The following is a 17,728-nucleotide window of genomic DNA, read 5'->3' as shown; positions in this document are numbered from 1 at the left end:
CTCGCCCCACCCTCAACCCACCCGCCTGTGCCAACCCCTCTCCAACGCCCCCACCCGCGCCACACCCGGCAACCGAACGCAACCGCGCCGAGCTCTACCCACCCCAGCCCAACCGGGCTGGCCGGGCCTCAGCCGCGCGGTACCCGCCCCGACCGAGCCGAGTCCCGGCTCACCTAGGCGGGTCCTCAGCCCAGCGCACCCAGCCCAGCCGGGCTCACCCCAGCTGGGCTCAGCGCCAGCCGGGCTCAGCCCCAACCGAGCGGTACCCAGTCCAGCGGTACCCAGCCCAGCGGTACCCAGCCCTGCGCAGCCGAGCAGTACCCACCCAGCCGTGCCGAGTCCGACCCAGCGAGCCGTATCCAGCCCAGCCCAACCCAGCCGGACTCAGTCCGGCCGTACCCAGCCGTGCTGTACCTAGCCGAGCCCTGCCCAACCGAGCAGTGCCCAGCCGAGCCAGCCGTGCCGTGCGCGCCGAGCCCGGCCCAGCGAGCGGTACCCAGCCCAACCCAGCCGGGCTTAGCCGTGCCAGCGTGTCGTGCCCGGGTGGGTCGAGTCGGGCCCGACACGACCCACCCGGGCAGCCAGCCCGGCCGTGGTGGCGGTGGCTTGGCGCGATCGGCTCGCTGGGCGGAAGGCGTGGCGGAGGCTGGCCGGGCTCAGAGCCCAACCGTGCCCAGCCGCGCCGAGCCGGCTCAGGCTTGCCGCACCGAGCCGCACCGCACCGAGCCGCACCGCACCGAGCCGCACCGCACCGAGCCGCACCGCACCGAGCCCAGCCGAGCCCAGCCGAGCCCAGCCGAGCCCAGCCCAGCTCAGCCGAGCCCAGCCCAGCCGAGGCTTGCCGAGCCCAGGCTTGCCGAGTCGAGCCCGGCCGGACCGGGTAGGCACCGGGCCGAGTGGTGCGGGGGCGAGTGGTGCGGGGCGACCCCGCCCCCGCTCAGCCCTGCTCAGCCCGCCCAACCCCGCCCCCGCCCGGCCAGCCCACGCCCCGCCCCGCCAGACCCGGCCACGCCCCGCCCGGCCACGCCCCGCCCGGCCCGGCCCGGCCACGCCAGGTGTGCCCGGCGTGCCGTGCTCGGGTGGGGCGGGTCGGGCCCGGCACGGTCCACCCGCCGAGCCGGGGCCTGCCGTGGTGGCGGTGGCTTGGTGCGATTGGTCGGCGGGGTGGGAGGGTGGAGGCGGGCCGGCCGGGGTTGGACCGGGTGGCCTGGCTGGGTTGGTCGGGGTCTGTGCCCGTGGCTGGGGTGGGGTGGTGTCAGTGGTTACTGGGTTGGCGGGACCTCCTGCGGGCCAGGGTGGCTACTCCGGCGCCGGCCAGGCCGACCTGGAGGGCCAGTTCGATCCAGTCGATGCCCGAGGTGTTCGACACGCCGAGGATCGAGGCCGCGAACGTGCCCGCCAGGGCCGCCGCGATGCCAACCAGCAGCGTCATCACCATCGAGATCTGCTGCCTGCCCGGCACGACCAGCCGCCCCAGGCCGCCGATGAGCACGCCGATGATCAGCGCCGAGATGAGCCCGGTGATCTCCACGAGAGGTCCTTTCCTCGCCCTACGCGTCCACCACGAGCATCACGGCCCGCCCTCCCCTCCCGAATCGGGTTTGCCCCTGACCCGCCCCTGATCCCGACCCTGAACGCGCAACACCCGCGCCCCCTCCTCCGACAACGCCCGACCGGGCACGTCGGGATCGCAGCCCACCTTCGCCAGCCGTGACCTGATCGAGGTGGGGGAGCGCTCCAACCGCTTCGCGATCGAACGGATCAGGTCGGCGGTCGGGATGTCCTGGGTCGCGGCCAGCCAGTCGGCGCGCAGGCCGTCGTCCAGGTCCTGGCTCCACGGCTGGTTGGCGTTGGCCGGACGGTCCCTCGCCGAGGCGGTCGACGGCGTGCTGAGCCTGCCCAACGCCTCCAGCACCTGCGCGAGCAGCTTGCCGATCTTCGCGCCGGCGTCCGCGGGCAGGCGGATGGCGCCCTCGGCCACCAACGCCCCCGACGAGTCGACGCCGGCCAGGTCCACCACCAGTCCGGGGTCGGCCGTGGCCACCAGTTGGTAGGTCGTGGAGCCGATGCGGACCGAGTTCTCATACGTGGTTGTCGTCATGGTGATGACGGTAGTGGAGGGGTCTGACAATTCCGGGCCGACGACGGGTCAGTGGCAGAGCGGGCAACTCGGCGCGGTCGGCTCGGTGCCCGTCAGGTAGGGCTTGAGATGCTCGGCGATGGCCCTGGCCAGCGACGGCGGCACGGCGTTGCCGATCTGCCTGGCCACCTCGATCTTCGACCCGCACCACTCGAACGTGTCCGGGAACGACTGCAGCCGCGCCGCCTCCAGGTGCGTGATCGGTCGGTCGACCCGGTGCCCGCCCTCACCCGGCTCCCACTGCGGGTGCAGGTAGCGGCCCTTCTCCGGCTTGTAGAACTCGGTGCGGATGGTCAACGACGGCTCGTCCCACCGCATCCGGCCCATCACGTCGGTCGTGCCGGTCTTCTTCTCCCGCCAGCACCGCGGCAGCAGCTCGGTCGGCAGGTCGAACCGGCCGCCACCCGGCGGGATGTGGCGGTACCGCTCCAACGACATCGGCGTGGGGTTGCGGCCGATGTGCAGTTGCGGGCTCTTGAACGGCCCGGGCAGCTCGCGCCCGAAGAACTCCACCACCGAGTCCGGCAAGGCGGTCGTCGCCGGCCGCTCCGGCAGGCCCCGCAGCACGTCGCCCACCGTGTGCCAGCGCCCACGCGGGTGCGTCGGCGCGGGCAACGGGATCCGCCCGATCCGCGAGCCGATCACGATCGTCCGCCGACGCCGTTGCGGCACACCGAAATCCGCCGCCAGCAGGATGCCGTGGCTGAGCTCGTACCCCTCGGTCTCGGCTTGGAGCAGCGCGAACTCCGTCGACGCCAGGAACCGGTCGACGTTCTCGATCACGAACACCGCCGGCCGGGCCCGCCGCACGAACCGCAGGTACTCCCGCCACAACGAGTTGCGCGGGTCGTCGACGTCCCTCGACCCCAGGTTGGAGAACCCCTGGCACGGCGGGCCGCCCACGATCACGTCGACCTCGGGGATCGCGTCGTCCGGCACGGCCGCGATGTCGGACCAGCGGATGTGGTCCTCGCCGAAGTTCGCCGCGTACGTCGCCGCCGCGTGCAGGTCCCACTCGACCGCCATGACCGGCCGGTAGCCGCCCGCCGCGGCGAAGCCGGCGGTCATGCCGCCGCAGCCGGCGAACAGGTCGATCATGGACAGCACGAGCTCAGGCTAGCCGACCGCGCCGGCCCAACACCGTGGTCCGCACCCGACTCGCCGCGACGACCGGGTCCTCGTGCTCCCACACCCGCACCGCGATCCACCCCGCCTCCGCCAGCACCTGGTCGGTGTTCGCGTCACGCGCCTGGTTCGTCTCGATCTTGGTCCGCCAGAACTCGCCGTTGCGCTTGGGCCACGTGCCGTGCTCCGGGCAGCCGTGCCAGAAGCAGCCGTCCACGAACACCGCCACCTTGGCGGGCCCGAACACCACGTCCGCCTCACGCCGCACCGCGCGCACCGGACGTTGGTGCACCCGGTAGCGCAGCCCGAGCCGGTGCAGTTCGCGCCGCAACGCCACCTCGATGCCCGTGTCACGGGACCGCTGCTTGCTCATCCGGGCGCGGACGTCGTCCGTCGTCTCCAGGTTCGGCACCCGGCCATGATGGCTCATGCCCACGCCTCGCCGGCGCGCGCCGTGGCACGAGTCCGAAGCACTGCGTCGGACAACTCGCTCGCAACCTCCCTCATGTCGGGTGCAGCACGTCCCGCAGCCTCCGCGCCGCCCGGTCGAGCTGCGTGCGCGACGGCAGCAGAGCCGCGCCGACCTGCCTGAACTCGGTGATCCCCAAATCGGAGAAGAAGAACGGCGGCATCGCGTGCACCAACAGGTCGTGCGACCGCTGCGGACCGCCGCGCGGGTTGAGGATCAGCCGCTCCACCCACGCGTCGACCTCGAACACGGTGTCCGCCAACGGGTGCACCCGCACGTCCAGCCCGTGCCCGCGCAGCACGGCGACCACGTACACGTCCCGCAGGAACCCGAGGAAGTCGGACACGACGCGGTTGCGCAGGGCCGAACGACCCTCCGGCCCCACCTCGGCGATCACCTCGCGCGCCGGCGTCCACAACATCGCCCGCGCCCGCTCGTCGGCCTCGCAGAACTCGCGGAACTCCGGCCAGCCGGGTAATCGACCCAGCACCTCGACCACGTGGTGCGCCACGTGGGTGAAGGCGAAGTCGGGCCGCCAGTCCCGGATCTCCGGCACGTCGGTCGGACCGGGCCGCGGCGCGCTCCGGCACGCGGCCTCGACCTCGTCGGCGGTGATCCGGTGGACCGCCGCGGACTCGTGCGCCATCACGTGCGCAACGACGTGCTTCCGCTTGCTGTACCAGTGGTTGAAGCGGAACCGGGTCTCCTGGGTGACGTTGAACAGCCTGCGCACTTCCATCGCGGTGGTCATGACGCAGAGGGTACGGACGGGCACCGACAGTCCCGGGAAACCGCAGGTCAGGTGATCGACAGGTTGGCCCGGTCGGCCGCCGAACGGCCCGCGTCCCAGCCCGCCGCGCTGCGCACCGGCGTCGTCTTGGCGACGGTCCTGGAGAACATCGCGCCGAAGTACTCCTCCACCGCCTTCTTGCGTTCCGCCAGCACGGGCAGCAGCCGGTCGTCGTCGGGCACCTCGTTGGCTGCACGCAGCCGTTCCCCGATCCGGTGCGCATAAGACAGCAGGAACGACTTGCGGAACGCAGCAGAGCGCGCCTCGTCACCCTTGCGCGCCCTCTCACCCGCCGCGACCATCGCCCGCGTCGCCTGGACCAGCAGCGATGCCGACAGCAGCTCCACGATCTCCAGGTCGAGCTCCTCGCCGACCAACGCCACGAACCCCAGGTCGTACACCACGGCCCGGCAGCGGTTCGCCTCCGCGACCACGTGCACCACCTGCGCCTTGCCGTCGAAGTACCGCTTGTCCAGCCACAACCGGCGTGACGTGGTGGTCGGCGCCTCGCGGGGCATCCGCTCCAACGCGTGCCGCGTCACCAACTCCTGCGCCTTGGCCGACAACGCCTCCGCCTCGTCCGGGAACGCCGTCGACTCGGCCTTTGCCAACAGCCCGCGCACCCGGTTGAGGATCTTCGGGTCGACGTGGTGGTGGGCGATCGCGGCCAGCGGGGTGCCCGGCTTCGGCACGATCACCGCCAGGGCGGGCAACGTGATCAGCACCGCCAGCACCGCCACCGCGGCGGCCACGGCGTCGTCGCGCAACTCGATGTGCCTGCGCGCCCACTGGTCGACGTGCGGCTGTGAGGTGTCCCACCAGACCGTCGCTTCGATCTCGGCCAGCTGCTCCTGCCAACGCGGGTGCAACGCCGAGTACCGGGACGCCTCCAGCGCCAACGAGTCGACCAGGAACGACAGCGCGCGCTCGTCCTCACTGCGCCGCACGATCTCGTACACGTCGTAAGGGAGCCAGCCGTGCTCCCACAGGTGCTCGAAGGCGCGCCTCAACACCGCCCGCACCGCATCGTCCACTTCGGCCGGCGGGAGGGAGGAGGTGCGCGGCAGTCCGGCCCGGCGGTTCGCCGCGGCCCGCCACAACACCTCGCGCAGGGAGTCCACAACCGCCGATTGTCCCCTTTCGGGTGTGGTGTCGCCGCAGCCGGTGCGCGTTGCGGCCCGACGGGTGCCCCGACGTGCCAGCCTCTCGCGGTGAGCCGGAAGACGCAGGCCCCGAAGCGGCGGCCGATCGTGGTGGTACACCGTCCACAAGGGATGCCACTGACCGCGGCACAACGACGGGTCATCCGCCGCTGCCGCGCCCTGCCCGAGCTCCTCGACCCGCTGGAGGCGGAGCTGACGGTCAGCAGCGCGGTCGCCGACGTCCGGCCGGACGAGGAGTTCTGGGCCGGGCTGATCGACCACGCCGTGTCGCTGCCCAGCCGCCGCAACCACGCCCTGCTGCGCGTGCTGGCCGCCGTGCTCACCGGCCGCCCGCGCGAGTGGGCGGCCAGCGCCGTGACCCCGGCGGGCCCACCGCTGACCGTGGGCGGAGCCTGGATCTGCGACCGCTCGATCGACGCCGGCTACCTGGCCCTGATCTGCGCGTACACGTTCGCCACCGCCGAGCACGCCATGGTGTTCCTGATCGACGAGCTGTCCGGCGGCGTCGTCCGCACCGCCTTCGTCACCAGGGACGTCACCACGGCCCGCGCCCGCCTGTCCGACCAGGGCCCGCTCACCCCGATAGGAGCCGAGGCCGCCCACTGGCTGCTGGCCAAGTCCTACGACCGCCTGGACCGCAACGGCGACTCCGCCGTTGACCCGGACGTCCAGCGCACCCGACTGCTGGCGAGTCGGCGCATCGCGCTCGCATTCGGATAGGACATTGGATACCGCAGAATTCGTATTCGAGTGATCGGTGTCACCGTCCGCGCTGGTCCGATCGCAGCGGAATTCCCCCAGGCGCGCAAGCTCTTGAGCGCCTTCAGGCACATACGCTTGGTCCGTGGGTCCGAGTGACACGCCATGGGGGCAGTCGATGCCCAATCCGGGCGAAGCGCGAAACAGTGGGAACGGTGTGCACAACACGCTGTCCGGTGCGATGCCGGGCGGTGCCTTGCAGGCAGGGGTGGTGCACGGTGGCGTGACGTTCCACGCGGCACCACCAGGCTCTCCGCTCATACCTCGTCAGTTGCCGGCCGCTCCGGCGCATTTCACCGGCCGCACAGCCGAATTGGCGGAACTGGACGAGGTGCTGACCGCGAGTACGCGAAACGGAACTCGCATGTTCGCGACGTTGAGCGGTCCGGGCGGCGTCGGCAAGACGGCACTCGCGCTGCACTGGGCGCACGGTGCGCGTGACCGGTTCACCGATGGTCAGCTTTACGTGGACCTCGCCGGCTTCAGCGGATCGAGCCCGATATCACCCGAGGACGCGCTCGGGCTGTTCCTGCGCAGCCTGGGCGTGCCTGCTCGGGAGGTCCCGGTCGAGGTCGCCGAACAGGCCGCCCTCTACCGCTCCCTGACCGCGGACAAGAAGCTGCTGGTGCTGCTCGACAACGCGTACTCGGCGGCACAGGTGCGCCCGCTCACGCCGAACTCGCCGTTCAGCTCGGTCCTGGTGACCAGCCGCAACAAGCTGACCGGCCTGCTCTTGGAGAGCGCGTCGTTGGTCGACCTCGGTCCGCTCGGCTCGCGGTCGGCACTGCGGCTGCTGGCGAAGCTGGTGGGCAAGCGCAGGGTCGACGCCGATCCCGAGCGCGCCGAGTCGTTGGTCGGGATGTGCGCCGGCCTGCCGATCGCCGTTCAAGTGGCCGCCGCGCGGTTGGCGAGCCGACCCATGTGGTCGGTGCGCAAGGTGGTCGCCGAACTGAGCGACGAACGAAGCCGTCTGTCGATGCTGTCGGTGTCGCCGGAGTTGTCCGTGAAAGCGACGTTCGACCTGTCCTACCGGGCGCTCCGACCGACCGCTGCCGCGCTCTACCGCCGACTCGCACTGCACCCGGGTCAGGAGTTCGGCGCGATGGTGGCGATGTCGGTGGTCGAGGGAAGCGTCTCGCCGGACGTGTTGGACGAGCTGGTGGACGGCAACCTGGTCGAGTCCGTCGGGGAGAACAGGTACCGCTTCCACGACCTGCTGCGGCTGCACGCCCGCACCAAAGCCGACTCCGAGGACGACGCCGAGCAACGGGCGCGGGCCGAACGGCGGATGGTGGAGTGGTACCTCCGCGGCGCGATGGCCGCCGACCTCGTCGTCACGCCCCACCGGCGCCGGCTGGGCCACGAGTTCCCGGCTCCGGCCGACGAGATCCCGCGGTTCGACGACCACGAGTCGGCGTTGGCCTGGCTGGACGAGGAACGGATGAACCTGATCGCCTGCGGCCGGGTCGCCGAGGAACGAGGGTGGTGGTCACTGGCCTGGCACCTGTCCGATGTGCTGTGGCCGCTGTTCCTCCACCACAAGCACTACCGCGACCGCCTGGAGGTCGACCGGCGTGGCGTGGACGCGGCGCGTCGGTGGGGGGACAGGTTCGCCGAGGCCGACATGCTCAAGCGGCTCGGCATGGCGTACACCACCCTCGGCAGGTTCGCCGAGGCCGAGGAACACCTGCTGGCCTCGTCCGCGGTCGCCGAGAGGATCGGCGACCGGCGTGGCTTCGCCGACGCGGAGGAGGCGGTGGTGCTGCTGGAGGTGGCCTGCGGCAGGCTCGCCGAAGCGGCCGGGTTGTTCGAGCAGCTGACCGCCATCAACCGCGAGCTGAGCGCCTGGCGGAGCCTCGGTCTCACGCTGATCAACCTCGGCCGGGTGCTCACCGGGCTCGGCCGGACCGACGAGGCGCTGCGGGCGCTGGAGGAGGCGACGACGCGGTTCCGCGACCTGGATCCGCCCGATCCGTACAACGAGGCGCGGGTCGTGGTGGCCCGAGCCATGGCGTACCTGCGTGCCGACGACCTGCCGTCGACCGACCGCACCGCGGACCGCGCTCTCAGCGCTCTCCGCGCGCTCGGCTCGAAGGAGGGCATGGCGGAGTGCCATCAGTTGCTCGCCGAATCGGCGGAGCGCCAGGGAGCGGGCGAACGGGCAATCGAGCACTGGAGGCAGGCTCTGCGGCTCTACACGGACATCGGGTCCCGGGCTGTCGACGTCGCCCAGCGGTTCCGCGGGCCGGACGACGACGCCGCACGACGCCGCGACTGACCGGCGTGCCCGGCGGGCGGCTGGTCAGCGCGGCTTCCCCTGAGGTCGCGGAACAGGCGGCACGGCGCGGTAGTGCGCCGGCTCCGGGGTGTCGAGAAGTCCGTACATGATCCGGCGCAGGTCCGCAGCAGCCGAACCCGGCCTCGACGTCAGCCGTTCCCGGACGACCTCGCTCACCCGCCGAGCGCTTTCCGCCGCTCGGTCGAGTTGCGGTCGGATCGGCGATCCCACGTCCAGTCGCGGCGTGGAGCGGCGCAGCAACTCCTGCGCTGATCCGGCGGAGACGACGGCGGGCTCCGGGGCGTCGACCAGCACCACGGGTCGTCCGATGGCCGCCGCGTACACGCCGACCGAACCGTGGTCGGCCACCACGTGGTCAGCCGCGATGACGGCGGCCCGCCAGTCCTCCTGCGGTGGGACCAGGACGAGGCCCGCGTCCCGGCACGCCGCGAGCCACGCCTCGACCTGCCGCCGACCGTGGCCGGACCACACCGCCGGGTGCACGAGCCCGACGACCAGGAAGCCCTGCGGTGTCAGTTCGTGGAGCAACCGCGGCAGCACGTCCTCGAACCGGGAGAACAGCGAACCGGGTCCCCACGTCGAGCTGACCACCACGACGGGTCGGCCGGGGTCGTCGTCCAGCGCGGCCCGGTACGCGTCGCGGTGCGGCAGGCTCGCCACCAACCTGTCGTAGCACGGGTCACCCGCCACGACCGCCACGTCGAGGGCCTCCGGGCACTGCCGGTGCAACACCTTCCGCTCTTCGTCGTGGGAAAGCACGAGAGCGCTCGCCAACACACGGCCGTTGTGCAGGAGTCGTTGCGCGTCCAATCCGTAGACCACCGGCCCGCCGGTCGCGGCGAAGGCTTTGCCGTGACCGGCGCCGTGCGGCATCACCATCAGCGGCGCGTGCAGTTCGTCCAATCCGCCGTGAGCCGCCGCGATCGCCAGGTCGAACTCCTCGCGCGTCGCCATCTCCCACGGCAACACGATTCCACCGGTCGACCGCAGGAAGTCGGCGACACCGTTGCCGAAGACGTCCGGCGCCTGGGTGAGGACGACTTGCAACCGCGTGTCGTCCTCGATGAGCTCGACCGCTTCCAGCAACCGCTGACCACTGGTGACGGTGTGCACGACGGCGAGCACGGATCGACACCGGTGCGGCTGACCCAGCGCGGGGCGTCGAGCCCGATCGGTACCCGCGGCCACTCTGGACGTGCCATGCGATTCCCCCACTCCGGGGTCCGAAGAAAGGGGACGGCCGGTGTGCAGAGGTGTTTAGTGGTACTCGCACCATAAACAGCGAAAGGGCCACCGGAATGGTGGCCCTCTTGCTGTGTTGTGCGCCGCCAGGGACTCGAACCCCGAACCCGCTGATTAAGAGTCAGCTGCTCTGCCAGTTGAGCTAGCGGCGCTCGGACTCTCTTGCGCTGTCCGACGCGGAGAACATTAGCACAGCGTCCGACCGGGCTCCCAATCGCCTGGTCAGGGCAGGTGTGCCGCCCTGGTGCAGGGGGAACTTCGCCTTGGTAACGATCCAGCATCTCGGGCAACATCGTCAACCCTTCAGGCGTCCCCTTGTCAGGGGACGCCAGCGGACTCCTGTTGCAGGCAGTCATGGCGTTCTGGGGATGAACCGGAGGATGGGGATGGACCGCAAGCGGGGGGCGCGTGGAGCGCTGGGGATCGTCGCGATCGGGCTCGTCGCGACGTTGATCACAAGTTGTTCGTCCGGCTCGGCCTCGACCGAGAACGGCGCCGCCGGTGAGACGTCCACCTCGACGTCGTCCACGCCGCCGCCCAAGCCGGTGTCGTTGAGCACGGGCCCCGCGGACGCGGCGGTCGACGTCGCGCCCGGCGTGCCGGTCGTGGCCACGGCCACCGACGGCAAGATCACCTCGGTCTCGCTGACCAACCCCGAGGGCAAGGCGGTCGCCGGCCAGCTGAGCCCCGACGGTCTCCAGTGGACCAACACCGAACCGCTGGGCTACCAGAAGGCCTACACGCTGACCGTGACGGGCGAAGGCGCGGACGGCAAGGCGGTCACCAAGACCTCCACCTTCACCACGGTCAAGCCGCGCACGCTGACCTACCTCTCGGTCAACCCGCAGGACGGCACGACCGTCGGCGTCGGCCAGCCGCTCGCGTTCTACTTCGACGAGCCGATCGCGGACAAGGCCGCCGCCGAGGCGATGATCTCGATCACCACGCAACCGCGCGTCGAGGGCGCCTTCTACTGGTTCGACGAGAAGACCGTGCACTGGCGCCCGCAGGCCTACTGGACGCCGGGCACCAAGATCACGATCAACGCGAAGGTCTACGGCAAGCACGTGGGCAACGGCGTCTACGGCGAAGAGGACCGCGTGATCAACACCACGATCGGCGACGCCGTCGTGCACGAGGCGGACGGCCAGACGCACCAGGTCGTCACCAAGGTCAACGGCCAGGTCGTGCGCACCATGCCGACCTCGATGGGCGACGCGCAGAACCCGACCCCCACGGGCACCTACGTGCTCATGGAGAAGCACGCCCACATGGTGATGGACTCCCGCACCTACGGCCTCTCGCTGGAGGCGGGCGGCTACGTCACGCCGGTCGACTGGGCCTACCGCATGTCCAACTCGGGCATCTTCTTCCACAGCGCGCCGTGGTCGATCGGCGACCAGGGCAGGCGCAACGTCAGCCACGGCTGCCTGAACCTGTCGCCGGAGAACGCCAAGTGGGTGTTCGACAACTCCAAGCAGGGCGACATCGTGGTCGTCACCAACTCCGGCGGCCCGGTGCTGCAGTCCTGGGACGGCTACGGCGACTGGCAGATCCCGTGGGACCAGTGGACCAAGGGCAACCGCTGACGTCCGCGCGCCGAGGCGTTAGAGGCCAGAGGCGCTAGAGCTCCGAGACACGGCCGGCCGCCACCGCCAGGCGGCGGGTCGTGCTCACGGCGTCCAGCATTCGCCGGTCGTGCGTGACCAGCAGCAACGTGCCGGTGTACGAGTCGAGTGCGGACTCCAGCTGTTCGATCGCGGGCAGGTCCAGGTGGTTCGTGGGCTCGTCCAGCACCAGCAGGTTCACCCCGCGCGCCTGGAGCAGGGCCAGCGCGGCACGGGTGCGTTCGCCGGGGGAGAGCGAGGCGGCCGGCCGCAGCACGTGGGCCGCCTTCAGCCCGAACTTCGCCAGCAGCGTGCGCAGGTCGGCGGGCACCCACTCGGGAACGGCCGCGCCGAACGCGTCCAGCAACGGCTCGTCGCCCAGGAACAGACCGCGCGCCTGGTCGATCTCACCGACGACCACGCCGGAACCCAGCGACGACGACCCGGAGGTCAACGCGACCCGACCGAGCAGCGCCGCCAGCAACGTCGACTTGCCCGAGCCGTTGGCCCCGGTGATGGCGATCCGGTCCGCCCAGTCCACCTGCACGTCGACCGGGCCCAGCGTGAACGCGCCCCGCGTCACCACCGCCGCCCGCAGCACCGCCACCACCGCGCCGGACCTGGGCGCGGCGGCGATCTCCATCCGCAGCTCCCACTCCTTGCGCGGCTCCTCGACCGCGTCCAGCCGTTCGATCAGCCGTTCGGTCTGCCGTGCCTTGGCCGCCTGCTTCTCGGTCGCCTCGGTGCGGAACTTGCGCCCCACCTTGTCGTTGTCCGGTGCCTTGCGCCGGGCGTTCTTCACGCCCTTCTCCATCCACGCGCGCTGCGCCCGGGCCCGCTCCTCCAGGGACGACCGCGTCGACGCGTACTCGTCGTACTCCTCACGCGCGTGCCTGCGGGCGATCTCCCGCTCCTCCAAGTACGACTCGTAGCCGCCGCCGTAGGTCCGCACCTGCTGTTGCGCCAGGTCGAGCTCCACCACCCGCGTCACCGTGCGGGCCAGGAACTCGCGGTCGTGCGAGACCACCACGACGCCGGCGCGCAGCCCGGTCACGAACCGCTCCAGCCGGGCCAGGCCGTCCAGGTCGAGGTCGTTGGTCGGTTCGTCGAGCAGGAACACGTCGTACCTGCTCAGCAGCAACGACGCCATGCCCACCCGGGCCGCCTGGCCACCCGACAGGGCGGTCATCGGCAGGTCGAGCGACACGTCCAGGCCCAGGTCGGCCGCCACCTCCAGCGACCGTTCCGGAAGGTCCGCGCCGCCCAGTGCGAGCCAGCGCTCCAACGCGTCGGAGTAGCCGTCGTCGCCCGTGCCCGCGGTCAACGCCTCGGTCGCCCGGTCCAGCTCGGCCTGCGCCGCCGCCACGCCCGTGCGGCGGGCCAGGAACGCCCGCACGGTCTCACCCGGCCGCCGGTCCGGCTCCTGCGGCAGGTGGCCGACGGTCGCGGTCACCGGGGAGAGGCGGACCACGCCCTGCTCGGCGGGCAGCAGCCCCGCCAACGTCCGCAGCAGCGTCGACTTGCCCGCGCCGTTGGCGCCGACCAGGCCGATCACGTCACCGGGCGCGACGACCAGGTCCAGCCCTTCGAACAGCACGCGGTCACCGTGGCCCGCGGCCAGGTCCTTCGCGACGAGTGTGGCGCTCATGACAACTCCACGGCAAAAGAAGACGCCCCTCGACGAGGCGTCGAGGGGCGTTCCGCTTGGGGTGAGTGACGGGACTTGAACCCGCGACACCTGGGATCACAACCCAGTGCTCTGCCAGCTGAGCTACACCCACCAAGACCGGCTGACCCGGCGCGTGAAGCATACAGTGCCCTACCGCCGGGTCTGAAATCGACCCTATTCGAGGCCGTCGGCGGCCAGGAGCTCGGCCGCCACCGCCTGCGCCTGCTCCGAGGTCGGCCCGGGCTGGGGCACGAACGCCGTGCGCCGGTAGTAGGCCAGCTCGCGGATGGACTCCTTGATGTCGGCCAGCGCGCGGTGGGCCAGGCCCTTGCCCGGCTGCGCGTAGTAGATGCGCGGGTACCAGCGCCGGCACAGCTCCTTGATCGAGGACACGTCGACCATGCGGTAGTGCAGGTGCGCGTCGAGCTCAGGCATGTCGCGGGCGATGAAACCGCGGTCGGTGGCGATCGAGTTGCCCGCCAGCGGCGCGGTGCGCGGGTCCGGCACCCACTCCTTGATGTAGGCCAGCACCTGCGCCTCGGCGTCCGCGATCGTCACAGCGGACCGCCGCACCTCTTCGGTGAGCCCGGACTTGGCGTGCATCTGCATGACGACGTCGGGCATCGAGTCGAGCGCGGTGTCGTCGGCGTGGATCACCACGTCGACACCCTCGCCGAGCACGTTCAGCTCCGCGTCGGTCACCAGCGCGGCGATCTCGATCAAGGCGTCCTTGCCGAGGTCGAGGCCGGTCATCTCGCAGTCGATCCACACCAAGCGATCCATCACCCGGGCGAGCCTAGTCGCCCGGCCACGCGCGCCCGTCGGCGCTTCGGGTGGCGGCCCCTTCCAATCTCATTACGCTCAGCACGATGACGGCCCAGAGCGACATCGCTGCCGGCTACGCCACCGAGGGCGCGGCCATCGAGCTCGGCGCGGTGGTGGTGGACGGCACGGTGGAGCCGACCGCGCACGTGCGGCTGCCGTTGGCCACGCTGAACCGGCACGGGCTGGTCGCGGGGGCCACCGGCACCGGCAAGACGAAGACGTTGCAGCTGATCGCCGAGCAGCTGTCGGCGGCGGGCGTGCCGGTGGTGATGGCGGACGTGAAGGGCGACCTGTCCGGTCTGTCCCGGCCGGGTGAGGGCGGTGAGCGGATCACCGCGCGGGCCGCCGAGACCGGTGACGACTGGCGGCCGGCGGCGTGCCCGGTGCAGTTGCTGTCCCTGGGCACGGGTGGCGTGGCGGTGCCGGTGCGGGCGACCGTGACCAGCTTCGGACCGATCCTGCTGTCGAAGGTGCTCGGGCTCAACGACACCCAGGAGTCCACGCTCGGCCTGATCTTCCACTGGGCCGACTCGCGCGGCCTGCCGCTGCTGGACATCAAGGACCTCCGGTCGGTGATCAACCACCTCACGTCCGAGGAGGGCAAGCAGGACCTGAAAGGGCTGGGCGGTGTGTCGTCGGCGACGGCGGGGGTGATCCTGCGGTCGTTGGTGAACCTGGAGGCGCAGGGCGGCGACACGTTCTTCGGCGAGCCGGAGCTGGACCCGCGCGACCTGATGCGCGTGACCGACGGCCGCGGCGTGGTGTCGCTGCTGGAGCTGGCGGAGTTGCAGGCCAAGCCCGCGCTGTTCTCCACGTTCCTGATGTGGCTGCTGGCGGAGCTGTTCGAGGTGCTGCCCGAGGAGGGTGACCTGGACCGGCCGAAGCTGGTGTTCTTCTTCGACGAGGCGCACCTGCTGTTCGCCGACGCGTCGAAGGCGTTCCTGGAGCGGATCACCCAGACGGTGAAGCTGATCCGGTCCAAGGGCGTCGGTGTGTTCTTCTGCACGCAGCTGCCGACCGACGTGCCGAACGCGGTGCTGTCGCAGTTGGGGGCACGGGTGCAGCACGCGTTGCGGGCGTTCACGCCGGAGGACCAGGCGGCGTTGGCGAAGGCGGTGAAGACGTACCCGACGACGCCGCACTACGAGCTGGCCGAGGCGTTGACGTCGTTGGGCATCGGCGAGGCGGTCGTGACGGTGCTGAGCGAGAAGGGCGCGCCGACTCCGGTCGCCTGGACCAGGCTGCGCGCGCCGCGGTCCTTGATGGACACCATCGGGCCGGACGCGATCAGGCAGGCCGCGGCGTCGTCGGAGCTGCACGGCAAGTACGCCGAAACCGTGGACCGCGAGTCGGCTTACGAGAAGCTGGCCGCGAAGGTGGCGCCCCCGGAGCAACGTCCCGACGAGGCGCCACCGGCCGAGCGCGAGCGCGACGAGCCGGGCGTGGTGTCGCAGGTGCTGGGCAACCCGGCCGTGAAGTCGTTCCTCCGCTCAGCCGCGAGCGCTCTCGGGCGTGAGATCACCCGTGGGCTCTTCGGGACCTCCCGCAAGCGCCGGTGATCACGGGGACCACGTGGAAGTCACGTGGTCCACGTGATAAACTGTGGTTGTGTCGAAGCGGAACGTCACACTTCAACTGGATGACGAGGTCATCAAGCGTGCGAAGGTGTTGGCGGCGCGTCAGGGCACCTCGCTCAGTGCCCTGTTGACGCGCCAGATCACCGTGCTCACCGCGGCCGACGAACGCTACGAGGCAGCCAAGCGGCGAGCCTTGGCGGCGCTCGACAGCGCGACCGATCACGGTGGGCTGACCTGGAGCCGTGAGGAACTGTACGACCGGTGAGTGATCAGGTTCGACGTGTCTTCGTGGACACCAATGTCCTTGTCTACGCCCACGATTCCGCCGCAGGCGACCGGCACACCACGGCCCGCGACCTCCTCCGGCGGCTGTGGGCGGACGGCACCGGTGCGTTGAGCACCCAGGTGTTGCAGGAGTTCTACGCGGTCGCCACCCGGAAGTTGAAGCCGCCCATGACCAGGGCCGAGGCCCGCCGGATCGTCGCGGACTACAGCGAGTGGTGCGTCGTCGACACCGACCCGCTGCTGATCGTGTCCGCGAGCGACCTGGAGGAGCGGCACACGCTGTCCTTCTGGGACGCGCTGATCGTCGAGGCGGCCCTGCGTGCCGGCGCCGGGACCCTGGTCTCCGAAGACCTGCAAGAGGGTCGCGTGTTCGTGAACCTGACGGTGCGCAACCCGTTCGCCGGCGCCGGCTGATCAGCCGCGAGCGCTCTCGGGCGTGAGATCACCCGTGGGCTCTTCGGGACCTCCCGCAAGCGCCGGTGAGCGCTTGATCTTCATGGACAGGACCGCGGCGCCGATGCTGAGCAGGCCGGCGACGTACCAGGCCGGGGCGTAGTTGCCGAAGTGGTCCCGGGTGAGGCCGGCGGCGGTGGCGGCGATCGCGGCGCCGATCTGGTGCGAGGCGAAGACCCAGCCGAACACGACCGGCGCGGAGAGGCCGAACACCTGGCGGCACAGGGCGACCGTCGGCGGCACGGTGGCGACCCAGTCCAGGCCGTAGAAGATGATGAACACGAGCATCGACGGGTGCACCGAGGCGTGGAACAACTGCGGCAGGACCAGCAGTGACGCGCCGCGCAGCACGTAGTACACGGCGAGCAGGATCCGTGAGTCGACACGGTCGGTGAGCCAGCCCGACAGCACCGTGCCGACGATGTCGAAGATGCCGACCAGCGCGAGCAGCCCGGCGGCCGTGGTGGTGGGCATGCCGTGGTCGTGCGCGGCGGGGATGAAGTGGGTGCCGACCAGGCCGTTGGTGGTCGCGCCGCAGATCGCGAAGCCGGCCGCGAGGAACCAGAACGGGCCGGTGCGCGCCGCGCTGGTCAGCGCGCCGATGGCCCGGCGGGCCGCACCGCCGGTGCTGGGCGGCACGGGCACGACCTCGTCACCGCCGTAGGGCGCAATGCCCAGGTCGGCGGGGTGGTCGCGGAGGAACAGCAGCACCAGCGGCACCACCGCCAGGGCCGCGATGGACACCGCGATCGACGCGCTGCGCCACCCGGACGACTCCGACAGCATCGCCACCACCGGGAGGAACACCAGCTGACCGGTCGCGCCGCCCGCGGTGAGGATGCCGGTGACCAGGCCCCGGTGCTTGACGAACCAGCGACCGGTGATGGTCGCCACGAACGCCAGCGCCATCGAACCGGTGCCCAGGCCCACCAGCACGCCCCAGAACAGCACCAGCTGCCAAGCGGTGGTCATGAACACGGTCAACCCGCTGCCCACCGCGACCAGCGTCAACGCCGAGGCCACGACCTTGCGCACGCCGAGCCGTTCCATCAGGGCGGCGGCGAACGGCGCGGTGAGCCCGAACAACATCAGGTTCACCGACACGGCGAAGCCGATGGTGGCGGTGGACCAGCCGAACTCGCGTTGCAGCGGTTCGATCAACGCGCCCGGGGTGGCCCGGAACGCCGCGGCGCCGACCAGCGCGATGAAGCCGACGCCGGCGACCACCCATGCCCAGTTCTGCTTGCTGCGGATCACGCGACCAGCCTCGGTGCTTCCCCCGGTTCCGGAAAGTGGCTCGATGGCCATCATGTGCAAAGATCCGG

16 protein-coding genes and 2 tRNA genes are annotated in these 17,728 nt (G+C 71.1%); 6 read left to right on the top strand and 12 right to left on the bottom strand.

The window, feature by feature from the left end:
• Positions 1 to 1,255: 1,255 nt before the first annotated feature.
• From ACYVLT_RS11775 to ACYVLT_RS11750, 6 genes are all read right to left on the bottom strand, one after another.
• On the bottom strand, positions 1,256 to 1,531 hold the full coding sequence (locus ACYVLT_RS11775) for a GlsB/YeaQ/YmgE family stress response membrane protein (RefSeq protein ID WP_461120149.1): 276 nt from the start codon (positions 1,529 to 1,531) through the stop codon (positions 1,256 to 1,258).
• 39 nt (positions 1,532 to 1,570) lie between these two features.
• Entirely contained in the window at positions 1,571 to 2,101 is a 531-nt protein-coding gene (locus ACYVLT_RS11770) for a hypothetical protein (protein WP_461120148.1), read from the bottom strand.
• Positions 2,102 to 2,149: 48 nt separating this feature from the next.
• Positions 2,150 to 3,238, bottom strand: a complete 1,089-nt coding sequence (locus tag ACYVLT_RS11765) for a DNA cytosine methyltransferase (protein ID WP_461120174.1) — start codon at positions 3,236 to 3,238, stop codon at positions 2,150 to 2,152.
• A 13-nt stretch (positions 3,239 to 3,251) separates the two neighbouring features.
• Positions 3,252 to 3,638, bottom strand: coding sequence for a very short patch repair endonuclease (locus ACYVLT_RS11760; protein ID WP_461120173.1), 387 nt, complete (start codon positions 3,636 to 3,638; stop codon positions 3,252 to 3,254).
• A 130-nt stretch (positions 3,639 to 3,768) separates the two neighbouring features.
• Positions 3,769 to 4,485, bottom strand: coding sequence for a hypothetical protein (locus ACYVLT_RS11755; protein ID WP_461120147.1), 717 nt, complete (start codon positions 4,483 to 4,485; stop codon positions 3,769 to 3,771).
• 47 nt (positions 4,486 to 4,532) lie between these two features.
• Positions 4,533 to 5,645: a DUF2786 domain-containing protein gene (locus tag ACYVLT_RS11750; RefSeq protein ID WP_461120146.1), complete on the bottom strand. Its 1,113-nt coding sequence runs from the start codon at positions 5,643 to 5,645 to the stop codon at positions 4,533 to 4,535.
• Between the two features lie 153 nt (positions 5,646 to 5,798).
• Between ACYVLT_RS11750 and ACYVLT_RS11745 the strand changes: the two genes are divergently transcribed.
• Both ACYVLT_RS11745 and ACYVLT_RS11740 read left to right on the top strand, forming a co-directional pair.
• A complete protein-coding gene (locus ACYVLT_RS11745; protein WP_461120145.1) occupies positions 5,799 to 6,407 on the top strand; it encodes a hypothetical protein in 609 nt (202 codons plus the stop codon).
• 157 nt (positions 6,408 to 6,564) lie between these two features.
• On the top strand, positions 6,565 to 8,724 hold the full coding sequence (locus tag ACYVLT_RS11740) for an ATP-binding protein (protein ID WP_461120144.1): 2,160 nt from the start codon (positions 6,565 to 6,567) through the stop codon (positions 8,722 to 8,724).
• A 24-nt stretch (positions 8,725 to 8,748) separates the two neighbouring features.
• Here ACYVLT_RS11740 and ACYVLT_RS11735 read toward each other — a convergent pair whose 3' ends face one another.
• Together ACYVLT_RS11735 and ACYVLT_RS11730 are read right to left on the bottom strand one after the other, a co-directional pair.
• Positions 8,749 to 9,870, bottom strand: a complete 1,122-nt coding sequence (locus ACYVLT_RS11735; RefSeq protein ID WP_461120143.1) for a hypothetical protein — start codon at positions 9,868 to 9,870, stop codon at positions 8,749 to 8,751.
• A 196-nt stretch (positions 9,871 to 10,066) separates the two neighbouring features.
• Positions 10,067 to 10,139, bottom strand: a tRNA-Lys gene (locus ACYVLT_RS11730).
• A gap of 234 nt (positions 10,140 to 10,373) precedes the next feature.
• On the opposite strand from ACYVLT_RS11730, the gene ACYVLT_RS11725 reads away from it, so the two are divergent.
• Positions 10,374 to 11,576 (top strand): L,D-transpeptidase, encoded by a 1,203-nt coding sequence (locus tag ACYVLT_RS11725; RefSeq protein ID WP_461120142.1) that lies wholly within the window; start codon positions 10,374 to 10,376, stop codon positions 11,574 to 11,576.
• A gap of 34 nt (positions 11,577 to 11,610) precedes the next feature.
• On the opposite strand, the gene ACYVLT_RS11720 is transcribed toward ACYVLT_RS11725, so the two are convergent.
• The 3 genes from ACYVLT_RS11720 to orn all read right to left on the bottom strand — a co-directional run bounded on the left by ACYVLT_RS11720 (position 11,611) and on the right by orn (position 14,049).
• Entirely contained in the window at positions 11,611 to 13,242 is a 1,632-nt protein-coding gene (locus ACYVLT_RS11720) for an ABC-F family ATP-binding cassette domain-containing protein (protein ID WP_461120141.1), read from the bottom strand.
• 57 nt (positions 13,243 to 13,299) lie between these two features.
• A tRNA-His gene (locus ACYVLT_RS11715) sits at positions 13,300 to 13,375 on the bottom strand.
• Between the two features lie 62 nt (positions 13,376 to 13,437).
• Complete coding sequence (orn, locus tag ACYVLT_RS11710) at positions 13,438 to 14,049, bottom strand: oligoribonuclease (RefSeq protein WP_461120140.1); 612 nt, start codon at positions 14,047 to 14,049, stop codon at positions 13,438 to 13,440.
• Positions 14,050 to 14,132: 83 nt separating this feature from the next.
• Between orn and ACYVLT_RS11705 the strand changes: the two genes are divergently transcribed.
• Genes ACYVLT_RS11705 through ACYVLT_RS11695 form a run of 3 tightly spaced genes read left to right on the top strand, consistent with a single transcriptional unit; the run spans position 14,133 to position 16,364 of the window.
• On the top strand, positions 14,133 to 15,647 hold the full coding sequence (locus ACYVLT_RS11705; protein ID WP_461120139.1) for a helicase HerA-like domain-containing protein: 1,515 nt from the start codon (positions 14,133 to 14,135) through the stop codon (positions 15,645 to 15,647).
• A gap of 49 nt (positions 15,648 to 15,696) precedes the next feature.
• On the top strand, positions 15,697 to 15,930 hold the full coding sequence (locus ACYVLT_RS11700; protein WP_461120138.1) for a DUF6364 family protein: 234 nt from the start codon (positions 15,697 to 15,699) through the stop codon (positions 15,928 to 15,930).
• A gap of 23 nt (positions 15,931 to 15,953) precedes the next feature.
• A complete protein-coding gene (locus ACYVLT_RS11695; protein WP_461120137.1) occupies positions 15,954 to 16,364 on the top strand; it encodes a PIN domain-containing protein in 411 nt (136 codons plus the stop codon).
• Here the strand turns inward: ACYVLT_RS11695 and ACYVLT_RS11690 are convergent, their stop codons facing one another.
• Positions 16,365 to 17,711 carry an MFS transporter gene (locus tag ACYVLT_RS11690; protein WP_461120172.1) on the bottom strand — a complete coding sequence of 449 codons (1,347 nt, stop codon included), beginning with the start codon at positions 17,709 to 17,711 and terminating at the stop codon, positions 16,365 to 16,367. It lies immediately after the preceding gene.
• Positions 17,712 to 17,728: the final 17 nt, after the last annotated feature.

This window comes from Saccharothrix stipae, from assembly GCF_054781895.1.
Note: the sequence above shows the minus strand (reverse complement) of the source record. Positions and strands in the feature narration are given on the sequence as shown.

Bases quoted from the DNA above. Each gene is read 5' to 3' on its own strand.
- ACYVLT_RS11770 (WP_461120148.1), bottom strand. From the start codon at position 2,101: ATGACGACAACCACGTATGAGAACTCGGTCCGCATCGGCTCCACGACC.
- ACYVLT_RS11765 (WP_461120174.1), bottom strand. From the start codon at position 3,238: ATGATCGACCTGTTCGCCGGCTGCGGCGGCATGACCGCCGGCTTCGCC.
- ACYVLT_RS11760 (WP_461120173.1), bottom strand. From the start codon at position 3,638: ATGAGCAAGCAGCGGTCCCGTGACACGGGCATCGAGGTGGCGTTGCGG.
- ACYVLT_RS11755 (WP_461120147.1), bottom strand. From the start codon at position 4,485: ATGACCACCGCGATGGAAGTGCGCAGGCTGTTCAACGTCACCCAGGAG.
- ACYVLT_RS11745 (WP_461120145.1), top strand. From the start codon at position 5,799: ATGCCACTGACCGCGGCACAACGACGGGTCATCCGCCGCTGCCGCGCC.
- ACYVLT_RS11740 (WP_461120144.1), top strand. From the start codon at position 6,565: ATGCCCAATCCGGGCGAAGCGCGAAACAGTGGGAACGGTGTGCACAAC.
- ACYVLT_RS11725 (WP_461120142.1), top strand. From the start codon at position 10,374: ATGGACCGCAAGCGGGGGGCGCGTGGAGCGCTGGGGATCGTCGCGATC.
- ACYVLT_RS11720 (WP_461120141.1), bottom strand. From the start codon at position 13,242: ATGAGCGCCACACTCGTCGCGAAGGACCTGGCCGCGGGCCACGGTGAC.
- ACYVLT_RS11705 (WP_461120139.1), top strand. From the start codon at position 14,133: ATGACGGCCCAGAGCGACATCGCTGCCGGCTACGCCACCGAGGGCGCG.
- ACYVLT_RS11690 (WP_461120172.1), bottom strand. From the start codon at position 17,711: ATGGCCATCGAGCCACTTTCCGGAACCGGGGGAAGCACCGAGGCTGGT.